This is a genomic window from Sphingomonas phyllosphaerae, assembly GCF_036946485.1.
Taxonomy (GTDB): Bacteria; Pseudomonadota; Alphaproteobacteria; order Sphingomonadales; family Sphingomonadaceae; genus Sphingomonas; species Sphingomonas phyllosphaerae_E.
Window position 1 is genome coordinate 16332 of the sequence record NZ_JAQIJA010000009.1, and the last position, 16867, is coordinate 33198.

At 69.0% G+C, this 16867-nt stretch carries 13 protein-coding genes; 8 read left to right on the forward strand and 5 right to left on the reverse strand.

Features of this window, described 5'->3' with window-relative positions:
• Positions 1-8 precede the first annotated feature (8 nt).
• The 5 genes from PGN16_RS20085 to PGN16_RS20105 all read left to right on the forward strand — a co-directional run bounded on the left by PGN16_RS20085 (position 9) and on the right by PGN16_RS20105 (position 6708).
• The gene (locus PGN16_RS20085; protein WP_335311129.1) at positions 9-1424 is read left to right on the forward strand and encodes an MFS transporter; all 1416 of its coding nucleotides are present in this window, start codon (positions 9-11) and stop codon (positions 1422-1424) included.
• Positions 1425-1446: 22 nt separating this feature from the next.
• The gene (locus tag PGN16_RS20090; protein WP_335311130.1) at positions 1447-2370 is read left to right on the forward strand and encodes a TauD/TfdA dioxygenase family protein; all 924 of its coding nucleotides are present in this window, start codon (positions 1447-1449) and stop codon (positions 2368-2370) included.
• 186 nt (positions 2371-2556) lie between these two features.
• Entirely contained in the window at positions 2557-4221 is a 1665-nt protein-coding gene (locus PGN16_RS20095; RefSeq protein WP_335311131.1) for an arylsulfatase, read from the forward strand.
• A complete protein-coding gene (locus tag PGN16_RS20100) occupies positions 4221-5174 on the forward strand; it encodes a formylglycine-generating enzyme family protein (RefSeq protein WP_335311132.1) in 954 nt (317 codons plus the stop codon). Before PGN16_RS20095 ends, PGN16_RS20100 begins: the two co-directional genes overlap by 1 nt.
• A 97-nt stretch (positions 5175-5271) precedes the next feature.
• A complete protein-coding gene (locus PGN16_RS20105; RefSeq protein WP_335311133.1) occupies positions 5272-6708 on the forward strand; it encodes a GGDEF domain-containing protein in 1437 nt (478 codons plus the stop codon).
• 143 nt (positions 6709-6851) lie between these two features.
• On the opposite strand, the gene PGN16_RS20110 is transcribed toward PGN16_RS20105, so the two are convergent.
• From PGN16_RS20110 to PGN16_RS20130, 5 genes are all read right to left on the reverse strand, one after another.
• On the reverse strand, positions 6852-9083 hold the full coding sequence (locus PGN16_RS20110; protein WP_335311134.1) for a TonB-dependent receptor: 2232 nt from the start codon (positions 9081-9083) through the stop codon (positions 6852-6854).
• A 121-nt stretch (positions 9084-9204) separates the two neighbouring features.
• On the reverse strand, positions 9205-10170 hold the full coding sequence (locus tag PGN16_RS20115; RefSeq protein ID WP_335311135.1) for a FecR family protein: 966 nt from the start codon (positions 10168-10170) through the stop codon (positions 9205-9207).
• Positions 10170-10721 carry an RNA polymerase sigma factor gene (locus PGN16_RS20120; RefSeq protein ID WP_335311136.1) on the reverse strand — a complete coding sequence of 184 codons (552 nt, stop codon included), beginning with the start codon at positions 10719-10721 and terminating at the stop codon, positions 10170-10172. Before PGN16_RS20120 ends, PGN16_RS20115 begins: the two co-directional genes overlap by 1 nt.
• 19 nt (positions 10722-10740) lie before the next feature.
• Positions 10741-11544: a ChbG/HpnK family deacetylase gene (locus PGN16_RS20125; RefSeq protein WP_335311137.1), complete on the reverse strand. Its 804-nt coding sequence runs from the start codon at positions 11542-11544 to the stop codon at positions 10741-10743.
• Positions 11537-12379: a glycosyltransferase gene (locus PGN16_RS20130; protein WP_335311138.1), complete on the reverse strand. Its 843-nt coding sequence runs from the start codon at positions 12377-12379 to the stop codon at positions 11537-11539. The genes PGN16_RS20125 and PGN16_RS20130 overlap by 8 nt, the downstream gene beginning before the upstream one ends.
• 271 nt (positions 12380-12650) lie before the next feature.
• Here PGN16_RS20130 and PGN16_RS20135 point away from each other — a divergent pair, with 271 nt between their 5' ends.
• The 3 genes from PGN16_RS20135 (at position 12651) to PGN16_RS20145 (ending at position 16633) form a co-directional block, all read left to right on the forward strand.
• Positions 12651-14132 carry an ArnT family glycosyltransferase gene (locus PGN16_RS20135; RefSeq protein ID WP_335311139.1) on the forward strand — a complete coding sequence of 494 codons (1482 nt, stop codon included), beginning with the start codon at positions 12651-12653 and terminating at the stop codon, positions 14130-14132.
• 106 nt (positions 14133-14238) lie between these two features.
• The gene (locus tag PGN16_RS20315; protein ID WP_443019695.1) at positions 14239-14583 is read left to right on the forward strand and encodes a DUF2946 family protein; all 345 of its coding nucleotides are present in this window, start codon (positions 14239-14241) and stop codon (positions 14581-14583) included.
• 46 nt (positions 14584-14629) lie between these two features.
• A complete protein-coding gene (locus PGN16_RS20145; protein ID WP_335311141.1) occupies positions 14630-16633 on the forward strand; it encodes a TonB-dependent receptor in 2004 nt (667 codons plus the stop codon).
• Positions 16634-16867 lie beyond the last annotated feature (234 nt).

Here is a 16867-nt window from a genome sequence, read left to right on the forward strand (position 1 = left end):
AGGCGGCGATGGCGAGCATTCCCCTGCATGACATGCCCCGCGCGGCATCCCGGTCGCGCGCAAGGAAGAACGAACCCGCGGGCATCGGCGCGCTGCGGCTGCTCGGCTTCGGCTCGCTGGCGATCCCGCTCGCCGGTGCGGGCCTGCCGCTGACGCTGTTCGTCCCGCAGGTGTACGCCAGCCACTTCGGCCTGTCGCTCGCGACGATCGGGTTCATCTTCTTCCTCGGGCGCTTCTGGGACGTGGCGTCGGACCCGATCGTCGGTGCGCTGTCGGATCGCACCCGCACCCGCTTCGGCCGCCGCCGGCCGTGGATCGCGGCGGGGGGCGCGCTGTTCGGGATCGGCTCCGCATTGCTGTTCTTTCCGCCGTCGCCGGTGCCGCCGCTGTATCTCGCGGGGGCGCTGTTCGTCTTCTACGCCGGCTGGACGATGATCGAGATTCCCTTCTCCGCCTGGGCGGGGGAGTTGTCGGCGCATTATCACGAGCGGACGCGGATCGTGACCTATCAGCAGACGATGCGCGCGCTGGGGTTGCTGCTGGTCCTCATCCTGCCGACGCTGATCGAACAATGGCGCCCCGCCGATGGCCCGTTGAAGCTGCACGCCGCGGGCATCTTCATCCTGCTGACGCTGGTGCCGACGCTGCTGCTCAGCCTCGGCACGATCGGCGAGCCGGCCGCACCGGCACGACCGCCGCAGCGCACCGGGCTGTGGCGCGCGACGACGCTGATCTTCCGCGATCCCCTGCTGCTGCGCGTGCTGGCGTCCGACGTCGCGGTGACCGCGGGCCAGTCGATCCGTGCCGGGCTGATCGCCTTCTTCTGCGTCAGCTACATGGGGCTGCCGCAATGGGCGAGCGGGCTGTACCTGCTGCAATTCTGCTTCGGCGTCGCCGCCGGCCCGCTGTGGCTGGCGATCGGGCGGCGGCTGGGCAAGCGCGAGACCGCGATTGCCGGCGAACTGGCGCAGGCCGCGATCAACATCGCGCTGCTCGCGGTGTTCCCCGACACGCTGTGGCTGCTGATCGCGCTCGCGGTGGCGCAGGGGCTGACGCAAGGGTCGGGCAATCTGATGCTGCGCGCGATGGTCGCCGACGTCGCCGATGCGCACGACCTGCGCACCGGACACAATCGCACCGGCCTGTTCTTCTCCGTCTTCAGCCTCGCCAGCAAGACCGGTCCCGCGATCGGCATCGGCCTCGCGCTGCCGCTGCTCGCCTGGCTCGGTTTCCAGCCGCGCGGTGCCAGTGCGCCCGCCGCGCTGGAGGCGCTGAAATATGTCTTCGCGCTCGGCCCCGCCGTCGCCCACCTCATCTCGGCCTCGCTGATCTGGCGCTTTCCGATCGATCAGACCCGCCATGCCGCGATCCGCGCCGCGCTCGATGCGCGCGGTGCCCCAAAGCCCGAACCTATCCCTGCCTGAACCCTATGAAGGAGTGACCGACATGACTGCCATCCAGCATCAGTTCGATAATGCCGCCGATGCCGAAAACCCGCTCGACCTCGTGCCCGTCGCCGGGCGCATCGGCGCGGAGATCCGCGGGGTCCGCCTGTCGGGCGACCTCGACGACCTGACGATCGCGGCGATCCAGCGCGCGCTCGTCCGCCACAAGGTGATCTTCTTCCGCGGCCAGACCCAGCTCGACGATGCCGCGCACGAGGCGTTCGCCGGCCGCCTGGGCGAGCCGCTGGCGCACCCGACGGTGCCGGTCGCGGAAGGATCGCGCTTCCTGCTGGAACTCAACTCGCGCGAGGGAGAGGCGGCGTCGCAATGGCATACCGACATCACCTTCCTGCCCGCCTTCCCCGCCGCGTCGATCCTGCGCGCGCTGGTGATCCCGCCCGCGGGCGGCGACACGCTGTGGGCGAACGGCGTCACCGCCTATGAGGGGCTGCCCGCGCCGCTCAAGGCGCTGGTCGCCGACCTGCGCGCGGTCCACACCAACGCCTATGACTATGCCGCCGCACGACCCGAGGCATCGGACGAGCAGGTGCGCCATCACCGCGAGGTGTTCGCCTCCACCGTCTATGAAACCGAGCATCCGGTCGTCCACGTCCACCCGGTGTCGGGCGAGAAGGTGCTGCTGCTCGGCAATTTCGTGAAGAGCTTCGTCGGGCTGAACCGCGAGGATTCGAGCCGCCTGTTCCAGACGCTGCAGGATCATATCACGAAGCCGGAGAACACCGTGCGCTGGCGCTGGCAGCCCGGCGACGTGGCGATCTGGGACAATCGCGCGACGCAGCACCGCGCGATCGCCGACTTCGGCAAGCAGAAACGCCATCTGCGCCGCGCGACGATCGCGGGATCGGTGCCGGTCGCGCTCGACGGCGCGAACAGCCGCGCGCTGAAGCCGGAGGTGGTGGCGTAGCGCTGCGGCAGGCCGCTCCGTTCGCCCTGAGGAGCCGTTGAGCTTGTCGAAACGGCGTCTCGAAGGGCGCTTGTGCTTCGAGACGAGGCTTCGACAAGCTCAGCCTCTCCTCAGCACGAACGGAATCCATCATAAGTCTCAACGAGCCGGCACTACCGCCGGCTCGCCCTTCTTCGGAGCCGCCTGATGCGCTTGTTTCTCGCCGCCGCGCTGCTCGCCGGCGTCGCCATACCCCCCGTCGCGCTGCACGCCTCGCGCGCGCAGGCACCCGCCACCGCCCCGCAGACACCACGCCCCAATATCCTGGTCATCGTCGCCGACGACCTCGGCTATTCGGATATCGGGGCGTTCGGCGGCGAGATCCGCACCCCCAACCTCGATGCGCTCGCCACGCGCGGATTGCGGCTGACCGGCTTCCATGCCGCGCCGACCTGCTCGCCGACGCGCTCGATGCTGCTGTCGGGCACCGACAACCATCTCGCTGGCCTCGGCAACATGGCGGAGATGTGGGCACCCAATCAGAAGGGGCAGCGCGGGTATGAGGGCTATCTGCCCGCCGATGTGGTGACGCTGGCCGACCGGCTGCGCGACCTCGGCTATGCCACGATGATGGCGGGCAAATGGCATCTGGGCATGCGCGCGGAGGACAGCCCGGCGCGGCACGGCTTCGACCAGAGCTTCGATCTCGCGCAGGGCGGGGGCAGCCATTACGGCAGCGACCTGTCGAAGACGCCGGGCGACGGCGGCACGACCTATTGGGAGAACGGGCGCCAGCTGACGGCGCTGCCCGCGAATTTCTACTCTTCGGACGCCTATGCCGGGAAGCTGATCGAGCAGCTCGGACGCGCCGACAGGGCCAAGCCGTTCTTCGCCTATCTCACCTTCACCGCCCCGCACTGGCCGTTGCAGGCGCCCGTCGAGGATATTGCGCGCTACCGCGGCCAATATGACGACGGGTTCGAGGCGCTGCGGCGGCGCCGGCTGGCGCGGCTCAAGGCGCTGGGCCTCGTCCCCGCCGGCGTCACCGCGCACGACGTCGAGCTGCCCGCGGGCGAGCGCTGGGCGGACCTGTCGCCGGAGAAGCGGCGCGACGCGGCGCGGCGGATGGAGGTCTATGCCGCGATGGTCGATCGCATGGACCGGAATGTCGGCCGCGTGATCGATTATCTGAAGCGCACCGGCCGCTATGACAACACGATCATCCTGTTCACCGCCGACAATGGCGCGGAGGGCGCCGACCTGTCGCGGATCGAGATCCCGGCGTTCCAGGCGCGGGTGAAGGCGGCGGACAACCGCCGCGACAATATCGGCACCGCCACCTCCTATGCCTGGTACGGTCCCGGCTGGGCACAGGCGGCGACCGCGCCGTCGTGGCTCTACAAGGGCTATACGACGGAGGGCGGCACGCGCGTCGCGGCGTTCATCGACTGGCCCGGCGCGCGGCGGCAGGGAATCAGCCATACGTTCGGCACGGTGATGGACGTGGTGCCGACGCTGGTCGAGGCGGCCGGCGGCGACTGGCGCGGGGCGACCTATGGCGCGCGCGCGGTGCAGCCGGTCCGCGGGGTCAGCTGGCGGCCGTATCTGACCGGCGCGGCGGCGCGCGTCCATTCGCCGCAGGAGGCGATCGGCAGCGAATTGTTCGGCCGCCGTGCGGTGCGGCAGGGCGACTGGAAGGCGGTGAACCTCGGCGATCGCTGGCGGCTATTCAACCTCGCCGACGATCCGGGCGAGACGCGCGATCTGGCGGCGCGAGAGCCGGCGCGGCTGACGGCGCTGATCGCGGCATGGGACCGCTATGGCAAGGAAACCGGGGTCATCATGCCCTCTACGCCCAGCCGTTATCCGTGATGCGCGCGCTGCTGATCGTCGCGTTGCTCGCGGGCGGACTGCGCGCGGACGGGACGCCGGGACGCGCCGCCAGCGTCGCGCCGGTCGTCGCGACCTGCGCCGGGAGCCATGCCGACGGCAGCGTGCGCGTGCCCGCGTCGCACTTTGCGATGGGCAGCGACGCCGCCTATCCCGAGGAGGGGCCGCCGGTGCCGGTTCGCGTCGCGGGCTTCGGGATCGACGCGCATGAGGTGACCAACCGACAGTTCGCCGTCTTCGTTCGCGCCACCGGCTATGTCACCGAGGCGGAGCGCCCGGGCGGCGGCGCGTTCGTCTTCTCGCCCCCCGATCAGCCGTTCGTGGCGCCCGATCCCGCGACCTGGTGGCGCTTCGTCCATGGCGCCGACTGGCGGCATCCGCGCGGACCGGGAACGAGCATCGCGGGACACGACAACGACCCGGTCGTCGACGTCACCTTCGCCGACGCCACCGCCTATGCCCATTGGGCCGGACGCGCATTGCCGACCGAGGAACAGTTCGAGGCGGCGGCGCGGATCGGCGTGCGCGATCCCGATGCCGCGCCGGAGCTGCACGCCGCCAATTACTGGCAGGGCAGCTTCCCCACCCGCAACACCGGCGCGGACGGCTGGATCGGTCCCGCACCCGCGGGCTGCTTCGCGCGCAGCCCGATCGGCACCTACGACCTGATCGGCAATGTGTGGGAGTGGACGCGCAGCTGGTACCTGCCCGGCCACGGTGCCTTCGTCACCGGCGACGGGACGCCGGGCAACCCCAGCTTCGACCCGCGCCAGCCCGATGTCCGCGCGCGCGTCATCAAGGGCGGCTCGTTCCTGTGCGCGGCCAATTATTGCGCCCGCTACCGCCCCGCGGCCCGGCACGCGCAGGACGAGACGCTGGCGGCATCGCACCTGGGCTTCCGGACCGTCGGCAAGGATATCGAACCGGGAGGATGATGGCTGCCCGCACGACGCGGTCGAACCTCCCGCCGCCGAGCAGCCAGGTGAGCACGTACCTATTTCGCCCGCATCGCGGCCGGGCTAGGGAAGCTTCATGCCGCGAAAATGGGTCAACAACGGGGTGATCGCGCGAGGCCCGATCCATCCCGGCATGGTGGGGACCGGGCTGGCCTATTTCCTGGCGGCGCTCGGCTCGATGCTGTTGACCCTCAACGCCAATGGTTTCGGGACGATCTGGCCGGCCAGTGGCATCCTGGTGGCGGCATTGCTGATCGCCCGGCCTGGGCATGCCGCGGGGCACCTTCTGGCGGCGGCGGTCGCCAGTCTCGTGGCGAACCTGATGGCGGGCGTCGGCGTCGCGAATGCGCTGGCGTTCACCGCGGCGAATATCGTCGAGGCGGCGATCGTCGTGCGGCTGTGCCGTCATTGGCAGCGCGACGCACCGCCCGACATGACGGCCCCGCGGCAGGTCGGCCGCCTGGCGCTGGCGACGACCTGCGGCGCGTTCTGCAGTGCAACCCTTGCGACGTTCATCTCGCGCGCGAACAGCATCGACTTCTTCCTGTCCTGGTTCGTGACGGTGTCGCTGGGCATGATGATCGTCACGCCGTTGATCCTGACGGGCTGGACCCTGACACGTCGAGACGCCCGCGTGCCGATCGACCGATCGGGGTGGGAGATCGCCGCGCTGCTGGGCATGATGGCGCTGGTCAGTTTTCTGGTGTTCGGCCAGTCGGTCTATCCGATCCTCTTCATGCCGATGCTGGCGCAGATCGCGGTGACCTATCGGCTGGGACCCTTTGGTGCGGCCGCGGGCGTGGTGATCGTGGCAGGCATCGGATCGGTGATGACGGCCCAGGGCTTCGGACCGCTGACGCCGCTTCATCTGACGACGGCGGCCTTGCTGTTTCTCCAGATCTACCTGCTGGCGCTCCTGACCTCCGCCCTGCCGCTGGCGGCGTTGCTGGCGAAGCGCGACGAGTTGGTGCGGCAACTCCGCGTCGCGCACGAAGAGGCCGCCCGGACGGCCACGCTGGCGATCGCCGCGGCCGACACCGACCAGCTTACCGGGCTGGCAAGCCGTCGCTGCATCCTCGCGCTGCTGGACAATGCGTTGTCGCGCGGGCCGGTCGCCGTGGCGCTGCTGGACGTCGATCATTTCAAGGCCGTCAACGACAGCTACGGGCACCAGACCGGTGACCGGGTCTTGCGACGCGTCGGCGATGCGATTGCCGGCACCTTGCGTTCATCCGATCGGGCGGGGCGGTTCGGCGGCGAGGAATTCCTGCTGATCCTCCCCGGCGCCGAGCGCGACGCCACGTTGGCGATGGCGGAACGCGTGCGTCGCGCGGTCGAAGCCTCCGCCCCGAACGCGGACGAGCCGCCCGTGACGATCAGCATCGGCGTCTCGATCGCCATACAGGGAGACAGCGCCGAGGCGCTGATCCACCGTGCCGATCGTGCGCTCTATGCCGCGAAACTGGCCGGGCGGAACTGCGTCCGGGCGACCGAGCGATCCTTCATCCTGTAAGTTCGGGTCGAGGAGGAGATCGCCGACGGTCGCATCGCTTCACCGGACGGATATTGTTCGATCGCAAAGCATGGTCCTTCGACGATGTGCCTCTCGTCGACAGCCTGGTTCAGGCGCTGGAGCTTACCTGAACCAGAAGGCCGCTACCATGCTTTAGCAAGGCCGACGCGCAGCGACCGGGGGCGCAACGGCGTCGTTTGATTGCGCGCCGTAAGGCCGAACGGATTACCGAACGCAAAGCGGTTGGCATGGGCATCGGTCAGGTTGTCGATACCGACCGTCCAGTCGACACCGCGCCGGCGCACGGCCGCATTGACGCCCAGCGCCAGGTAATCGCCTTGGCTGACGTCGAGCAGATCACCCGTTCCCAGCACCGACCGCCCCACATAGTCGATCGTCGCGGTGATCCTCGGCGCGATCGCCGCATCCTCGGGCCACGCGTAACCGATCGCCCCATGCGCCGCGAACGGCGGCGTGTCGGGCAAGCGGCGGTTGTCGCGCCGCGATTGGTCGGCGATCGGCCCGGTCACGACATTGTGCGTGTACAGCGCGGAGGCCGCGATGCTGATCCGCGTCGTCGGCACCCAGTCGACCGACGCTTCCACCGTCTGGATATTGGCATCGCCCAGATTGGTCGTGAACGGCTGACCGCGACGATTGAGCAGGTCGGCCTGGATATCCGTCCAGTGCGCCGTGGACACGCTCAGCGTTGCGCCGATCCCCGTCGCCCCGTGGCGTAGCCGGCGCAGACCCAGTTCGGCGAAGCGGATCGCATCGGGTTCGTAATTGGCCACCCGCCCGATTCCCTGCGCGACCGCGAGGCCGCCGGTGCGGAACCCCGTCTGATATCGCGCGAAGGCGGCGAGCGACCCCGCGATGCGATAAGACGCAGCGATCGTGGGATCGAAGCGCTGCGTTTCGCGCCCCTTGATGAAGGCGCCCGCACGCCGCGTCGCCGATGGCTCGCCATCGACACGCGCCGCGGTGTAGCGCCCGCCGAGCGTCATCGACAGACGGTCGAGCAGCGGCATCGTCACCTCGCCGAAGCCCGAGGCGGCACGGGTCAGGTTGCTGACGCCGGTGATGTCGACGCCGCCGCCGATCGTTCCGACCGTGCGCGACAGTGCCGACCGGTCGCTGACGAAGGTGAAACCGGCGAGCCACGACCGACCGCCAGCCAGCGATCGCGACACGCGAAATTCCTGGGACAACAGCAATTTGTCGTTATCGATCGAATAGACCGCCGGCGCTCGCATCGGGGAGCCGGATGGTGTCGCGTCGAACCGCTCGCGGGACCGTCGAGCCGCAACCCCGGTCGCCGAGACGAACGTCAGACCGTCATCCCACGCCTTGGTCACCGTCGCCCGGCCGAACAGAAAGCGGTCGTCGAATGGCTGCGCGATCGCGCTGCGCCGGGCAAGCGCGCCGATCGATGACACCGCATATTGGCTGTCGCGACTGTGGATGCTCTGCGCGACGCCACCAACGTCAATCCGCCAGCCGCCCCCCGGATCGCCGCGAAATGCGGCCCGCATGCCGAGCGTGTCGGTGCGGTTGACCCCCGACAGCCGCCGCCGGGTATCGTCGATATAGCCACCGTCCCGCACCGCATAGGCAACCGTCCGAAGCGCCAGCCGGTCGCTGAGGAGCGGAGCATTGACGCGCGCCGCAACGTCGAAGCCCGCGCCGCCGCCGTGCGTCGCGGTCAGGCCGGCGCCTGCCCAGCCGCTCGTCTCGCCAAGCACCGGCGCGTTGGTCACCAGCCGCAGCACGCCGCCTATCGCGCCCGCGCCGTACAGCGTACCCTGCGGTCCCTCCATGACCTCGATCGCACGCATGTCGTACAGGCGCAGCGCGGGATCGGGGCCGGATGCGTTCAGCTGCACATCGTCAAGATAGACGCTTGCCGTCGACTGCGTGGTCCCATTGAAGCTGCTGTCGGCAATGCCGCGGATGAACACCTTGTTGCGACCCGGCCCCAGCTGCGTGCTTTGCAGGATCGGCAGCGGCCGGGCCAGATCGCTGATGTCGCCTGCCGTGCCGTTGATCTGCACCGGCGTACCGGTGAGCAGCGTCAGGCTGCCGGGATAGCGCAACAGGGGTACATGCTGCTTGCTCGCCGTGACGACGATGTCGGCAGGCGCTGGCTCGCGCGGCGGCCTGATGGGCGACGGGACGCGGTCCCGCGACGCGATGGCGGGCGCCGCGACGATGCGATGACCGCCCCAGCGGCCCGGAACGGCACGATAGCCCGATCCCGCCAGCAGCCGTTCCAACGCCTGCCCGGCGGTCAGCCGCCCGCGCAGCGGCCGGGTGACGATCCGGTGCAAGCCCGGCTCGGTGCTGACGATCTCGGTGCCCGTGGCCCGGGCCAAGGCGACAAGCGCCTTATCCAGGGTCATGACGGGCAGGGTGATCGCGACGGCGGTCTCGCTGCGCTGTGACGACGCGGCCGTTACCGGGCTCGCGATCGCGAGCAATACGGCCGATGCTACCTTAATGCGGTGTGTCGTCGCGCCCCGCCAGAACCCAACGCTCGCCGTCACGCCGCCATGTCGCCCCGATCAGATCGGCCAGATGCGGTATATCGCGATCGGCAGTCCCCGTGAGGCGGATCATGCCGGTAAACGGCCGCTTCGACAAGTCGCCCGCGATCGTCACCTGCGTGCCATACAACCGGCGCAGGCTGGCGGCGACGTCCGACAATGGCACACCATCGAAGTCGAGCATTCCGCTGCGCCAGCCGCCCACCGCAGCCGGCGCCACGCGGCTGCGCACGATCGCGCCATCGGAGATCCGCATCGCCAGCGCCTCGCCCGCCTTCAGACTCACCGCGGCGCCGGTCGGCTGGAAGACCACGGACCCCTCGGCGACCGCAACAGTCACCGCGCCCTCGCTGCGCGTCACGTCGAACGTCGTGCCGACATCCTGGATCGTCTGCCCCGCCGCCTCCACGGTGAAGGGGTGCGCGGCATCGTGCACGACCGACAGCGTGACCTGCCCCCTGTCCAGCGTCACCGCGCGCGCATCAGCGCCGTCGAAATGCACCCGCGTGCCGCCGGCGAGCGCCAGCACCGTGCCGTCGGGCAGGCGCACGTCGCGCCGCTCCCCATCGCGCGTGGCATAGACCCGTGTCGTACCTGTCGATGGCAGGAAACCGGGCACCAGCCATGCCGCCAGTCCCGCCGCCATCGCGCTGCCGGCCAGCCACGGTAGCCAGCGCCGCGTCCGCGGGGCATCGTCGTTCGCCGCGACCGGCAGCGCCGCCGGAAAGGCGACATCATCCAACAGCGTATCCTGCGCCGCGATCATGCCATAGGCATCGGCATGCGCCGGATCCGTCTCCAGCCATTCGGTGAACGCCGCCCAGTCGGCGGCGTCCATCTCCACCTGACGCATATGCCAGGCGATCGCGGCATCGATGACGCGGGGATCGATCCCTTGTCCTGTCGCATCATGCATCACGAACGATGACCCCTTCGATCATTCTGACGATACGGTGGTGCGACATCCTCACCGGTATCGGCGATCCGCGCATGAATAATCCGGTAGGCGCGCTGCAACAGCTTCTCCACGCCGCTGACGCTGATCCCCAGTTGCTCGGCGATCGCGCGTTGCGGCCGCCCTTCGATGCGGAACAGGCGCAGCGCGATCGCCATCCGCTCGGGCATATCCGCGATCGCCGCCTCGACGACGCGCAGCGCATCGCGCGCGACGAGGACGCGCTCGACATCGGGCAGGTCGTCTGCGGTCGGTTGCGCGTCGTGCCAGGTGAAATCGCGGACCCCGCGACGTGCGCTTGCGATCCGACGATCCGTGGCGAGATTGTTGGCGACGCGATAAAGGAAGGCCACGGGCTGAGCGACCGGTTCGCCGGCCAGATGGTCGAGCCGCAGCCACATGTCCTGTAACGCGTCCTCCGCGTCGTCGCGACTGCCCAGCCGCGCGGAAAGCAGGCGCAGCAACATCGGGCGCTGTTCCAGGAAGATGGCGCGAAGCCCGTCGTCAGCCAATCAGACCGCGCTCCCAGCATCAGGCCGGAAACGCCAGCCCCTCCGCCGCTGCCATGTCCACAATCGACCTGCTCCGCAAGACGTCCGCTTCCCGCACGCGCGCATCGGCGATCGCATCGCCGGGGCGCTTGCCGGCCCCGGGATGACACATCACGAGGTGCATGTTCCCCGGCTTGCGCAGAAAGCGCGGCAGCAGGTGATGATAATCGCTCGCAAAGTCGTAATGCCCGGCGAAGCTGTCGTTGCAGCGCAGGCGATAGCGCGCCGCCGCCGCGCGAAGCCCACGCGAGTGATAGGCACTGCCGATCGCCTTCCCCACAAAGGGTCGCGACAGCATCGCGCCGACGCTGTCGACGCAATCGCGCACCCAGGCGTTGGGCGCGCGCCGGGCGGTTTCGGACAGGACGATATCGCGGATCCCCGAGAGCGCGTGCGAATGCTGGTGGCCGTCGACGAAGGCCGGCGCGCGACCCGTCGCGGCGAAGAAGGCATCGAACTGCGCCGCCACCTCTGCCGCGATCTCGTCAAGCGGCAGCGCGCGCCGCCCCGCATGGCGCGTCAGCGGATCGATCTCCGGCATCACGCCGCCTGGCGCATACGCCGGCATAGCGGTGATCGGTTTTTCCTGCGTCAGCGTCAGGTGCAGGCCGACCGAGAAATGATCCGGCAGGTCGCGCAACAGCGCAGCATCCTCCGCCCAGCCCGGCATCAGCGTCATGCAGCTTGTCGCGTTGAGCCGCCCCGCCCTGCCGAGCCCGGCGATCGTCTCGCTGACCTCGCGCGAGAAGGCGAAGTCGTCGGCACAGAGGATGAGGTTACGCAAGCGCCGGCCGATCCCGGTCCTGCCGTTCGATTTCCCCTGCGCTACGTTCGCGCATCTGGACGCTCATCAACCCCCGCTTCCGCAACCGGCGCGCCAGGAAGGTGTAGAAGAACCAGTCGCCCGCCACCGGCGCCGCGACCGAGTAGAGCAGCCGTTCGAATAGCGTCCAGCGGATCGACGCCCGGTCGCGCTCACGCGGCGAGGGCATGCACCACATGTCACGGGCATATCGCATGCGGCCATGCGCCATCGTGCGGTGGATCACCTCGTGATCCTCCAGGATATAGCCCCAGATGCCGGCATCGAATCCACCCGCGGCCCGCAGCGCGGCGACGTCGAAACACTGGCCTGCACCGCCCGCATGGCATTGCCGCGGCAGCAGCTTCGCCGAGGTGAGGACGCGCCGCGCCTCTGCGTCGAGCGCCATCTGGTCCGCCCCCGGCGCCACGAAATAGGCGCCGGCGACGACGCAGCCGTCGCTCGCCAGCAACCGTTCCGCGGCGGCAAGATACTGCGGCGGATAGATCGTATCGGCGTCGCAGGTGGCGAGGTAACGTGTCCGCACCCAGCCCAGCCCGGTGCGCAGCGCGCTTACCTTGCCCGGCGTCCGCTCGGTGACGACCAATGCATCGAGTCCGTGCGCGCGCACCGCGGCGCGTGCGATGTCCGCGCTGTCATCGGTCGAGCCGTTGTCGACCAGGATCAGCGTGAACGGCACCGTCTGCGCCGCCAGGCTGGCGATGGTCGCCGCCAGATAATCGCGCTCGTTGAAGAAGGGGATCAGCACCGTCCAGACCGGCGCCCGGCGACGATCCCGCGCCGGCTCGACCGGCATCGCGGTCGCTCGCCTCTCCAAAACCTGATCGCTCAACAGATACATTCCAGCCCCCCCCCGCCTACCTGTGCTCGCGGGCCATTCGTCCGGTGTCGTGCGTGATCGTTGCGGCGAACCGGCCCTCCCCGGCGGCCCGCCATCGCGCACGGTTCGACGAACCGCCCTGCCCCGGGAACATGACGACGCCGACCTCCCCGATCCGCACCGCCACAATGAAATAAGTTAAGTGTGGGCATGACGCCCCGCCGCCCGACGCTTATGGGCACCCGCGATGCAGGGGGCGACGACAGCGAGGCACAACGACGGGGTCGGCCGCGCGCTGGCCACGTTCGCGTTGCTTGTCGGCTGGGCCGTGCTGTTGCGCGCGCGCGACTTCGGCAACCCGGTCATCCATGTCGACGAGCAATATTATCTGCTGGTCGGCGACCGTATGTTGCACGGCGCGCTGCCCTATGTGGACCTGTGGGACAGGAAGCCCGTCGGCCTGTTCGCGATCTTCGCGGCGATCCGACTGCTGCCCGGCGACGGCATCCTCGCCTATCAACTGGTCGCGACGCTGTTCGCCGCGGCGACCGCCTGGCTGGTGTCGGCGGGCGGACGGCGGCTGGGAGCGACGCCCATCGGCGCGCTGTCCGCGGGCTTCGCCTACATCCTGTGGCTGTCGCTGCTCAGCGGGCGCGGCGGGCAGTCTCCGGTCTTCTACAATCTCTTCACCGCCGGTGCAGCGCTGCTGACGCTGCGGCTGCCCGTTCTTGCCACTGCGCAGCGAACAGGTGCGATCGTCGCCAACGGCAGCGCGGCCTGCCTGCTCGCCGGCCTCGCGATCCAGACCAAATACACACCCGTGGTCGAAGGCGCGTTGTTCGGACTCGTCCACCTCTGGTACCTTCGCAAGGCGGGCGGCGATACCGCCATTATGCTTGGCGCCGGCGCGCTCTGGGCGATGCTCGGTATCCTGCCGACCGGGATCGTCGTCGTCGATTACTGGCGGCGCGGCCCGATGGTGTTCGATGCCTTCTGGTTCTCGAACTTCGCATCGGTTGCCCTGCGCAAAGGCTATCCCGCGGCAAAGATCATCGGTCGGCTCGCAGGAACCACCGCGCAACTGCTGCCCTTCATCGTCTGCACGGTCGTCGCCTGGCACAGCCGGCCACGCACGCCCGAGCGCCTCATTGCGTTTGCCTGGCTCGCCGCCGCGATCGTCGCCTTTGCGATGATCGGTGCGTTCTTCGATCATTATGCGCTGCCGCTGATGGTGCCGCTGGCGATGATCGCGGCGCCCGTCCTCGGCCGATGGCGCGCCGCCTCCGTCGCGCTTGTCGGCTATGGCCTGATCCTGTTCGTGGCGCGCGTGCTGCTGGTGCCGACCGACGCCGGGACGGCGCGCGAGGTCGGCCGTGTCATGGCGGCAAACGATCGCGGCGGCTGCCCCTTCGTCTTTGCCGGCGACTCCATCCTCTATCTGCTGGCCGACGCGTGTATCCCCACCGCCTACGCCTTTCCCTCGACGCTAGCCTATGAGGCCGAACAAGGCGCGGCGGGGGTCGACGAAGCCACGGAGGTGTGCCGCATCCTGTCGCATCGTCCGCCGGTCATCGTGACGATGGACGCGCCCATGGCACCGTGGAACCGTTCGACGCAGCCGTTGGTCGCCGCCGCGCTTGCACGCGACTATCGTCGCGTCGCGGCCGCCCCGCGCGAGGATGCGCATCTGCTCATCTACCTGCGCCGCGACCTGCCGTTGCGCCGCTGATCGGACTTCCGGCGACGGACGGGTGCGCAGGCCCGATGAACAATTTGTAATGATATCTTATCACATGTTCAGCCTCTAGAAAGGCGCCGTCCCGTCGATTGGGCAGGTGACAAATCACTTGCGATCACCCCCGGGCCTGCTGCTGCTGCCCCTGCTCGCGCTGTGCTCGCTGCTCTACGATGGTGTCGCCGTCCGCGCCCATCAACAAGCCGCGCCGGAGCTCGTCGCGGCTCAGATCCATAGCTCCAGTGCGTCATTCGACGACGCTTGCGCGCTGTGCGCCGCGACCGCGACGTTGGACGCGCTCCTGCTGCCGATATCGCTCGACTGGCAAGTGCCGGTCGCGGCGGCGATCGTGGTTACGGTCGTCACGCGTCCCTCGCGTGCGGCGCACCGACGCGCCCACGACTGGCACAGTCGCGCGCCGCCCGGATCGTCTTCGCCCCGCTGATTGCCCGCTGCGGAGCGCTTGCGAACCCCATTCCGGAGATACGTCCATGCGATACCTGCTTTTCGTGGGCGCGGCGTTTGCCGCGTCCGTGCCCTTACCTGCCATTGCCCAGGCCGCGCCGGACCCAAACACCCCTGATCCGCGCCGCGACATCATCGTGACGGCGTCGCCGCTCGGTCACGACCGCGACGACACGCCGGCGATTGCCGCCAAGGTCGATGCCGAGGATATTCTTCGCAACGGCGGCGCCAGCGTCGCCGATGCGCTGTCGAAGGTGCCCGGCATCGCCGCGACCGGATTCGCGACCGGGGCCAGCCGCCCGATCATCCGCGGCATGGACGCGACCCGCGTCCGCGTGCTGGAGGACGGCACCAGCGCCTCCGATGTGTCCGACATCGGCCCCGACCATGGCATCCCGATCGATCCGCTGGCGGCGCGCAGCATCGAGGTGGTGCGTGGTGCCGGCACGCTGCGCTACGGCGGCCAGGCGATCGGCGGCGTCGTCAACATCCTGAACAACCGCGTGCCGACCGCCTTCCCCGACAAGCCGCTGTCCGCCGAACTCGCCGGCACTTATGGCACCGTCTCCGATCTGTACCAGGGCGCGGGGCTGGTCGATGCCGCGGTCGGCGACCTCGCGATCCATGCCGATGCCTTCGGACGCCACGCCGGCGATTACGACACGCCGCTGGGCGTGCAGCAGAACTCCTTCTTCCGCGGCTATGGCGGGTCGCTCGGCGGCAGCTATTTCTTCGGCGACGACCATGGCAGCCACATCGGCGCGGCGGTGACGCAATATGACGCGCAATACGGCATTCCCAGCGACACGACCTATATCGACATGCGCCAGACCAAGGTCATGACGCGATCGTCCTTCGCGCTGGGCAGCGGCCTGTTGCAGCGCTTCAACCTCGACGGCAGCTACGCCAATTATTCCCATGACGAGAAGGAGCCGGAGGGGACGATCGACACCACCTTCCGCAACAAGGAATATAATGCGCGCGGCGAGATGCTGCTGGGCGCGATCGGGCCGGTCACCAGTTCGGCACTGGGCATGGAATACCAGCACCGCGACTTCTCCGCGGTGGGCGAGGACAGCTCCTACCTGTTCCCCGCGACGATGGAGAGTCTGGCCGGCTACGCCTTCACCGATACGCAGCTGGCCGATCGGCTGCACCTGGAGGCGAGCGGACGGGTCGAGCGGGTGACGCTGCACGGCACGCCGCGCTTCGGCGATGCGACCGCACGCGCGTTCACGCCGATCAGCGGCGCGATCGGTGCGCTCTACACCGCGTCGCCCGCGATCAAGCTGGGCGTGACCTTCTCCAGCACCGGGCGCGCGCCCGCACTGACCGAGCTGTTCGCACGCGGCGGCCATGACGGGCCGAACACGTTCGAAACCGGCGATCCGAACCTGCGGATCGAGCGCGCCAATTCGCTGGAGGGGACGCTGCGCATCCGCTCCGGCCCGTTCCGCTTCGACGGCAGCGTGTACAGCAGCTGGCTCACCAACTATATCTATGGCGACCTGACCGGGCGGCAATGCGACGACGACGGCACCTGCGCGGTGGACGGCAGCGGCGACCTGCGCGAGCTGAACTATCGCCAGCAGGGCGCGCATTTCCGCGGTGTCGAGGGCGAGGCCAGCTACGACCTCGTCCGCACCGCGCACGGCGTCTATCGCTTCAACCTGCTCGCCGACTACACCCGCGCGACGCTGGACGACGGCAGCAACGTGCCGCGCATCCCGCCCTATCGCGTGGGCGGCGGGCTGAACTGGAACGGCGAGAAGATGGATGCCGGGTTCAGCCTGATCTACACCGGGCGGCAGGACAAGTTCGGCGCCTTCGACACCGCGACGCCGTCCTATGTCGCGCTCGACGGCCAGCTGGCGCTCAGGCCGTTCGCCCGCCATCCCAACGTCGAACTGGCATTGGTGGGGCAGAACCTGACCGACGATACCCAGCGCCTCGCCACCGCATTGAACAAGGATGAGGTGGTCATGCCGGGACGGCGGCTGATGGCGACGCTGCGCATCGCCACGAATTGACGAAGACACCCTCGGCTGGAGGATGCGCGTGGACGGCAGCTCTGCTGCCGCGCGCATCCGGCCAGCCGAGCGTCCACGGTTGATCTCGCACCGATTGGCGTAAGCATGCGCCCGCTATCGGCAGCGGATCTCCCTCACGCGTCATGCGCCCTTCCGGAAAGCCGAGGCGCCCGCACCTGGTCGAATGTCCGCTGCATCCATGAGCCCTCAACGACCGCGACATGCCGGCATCGA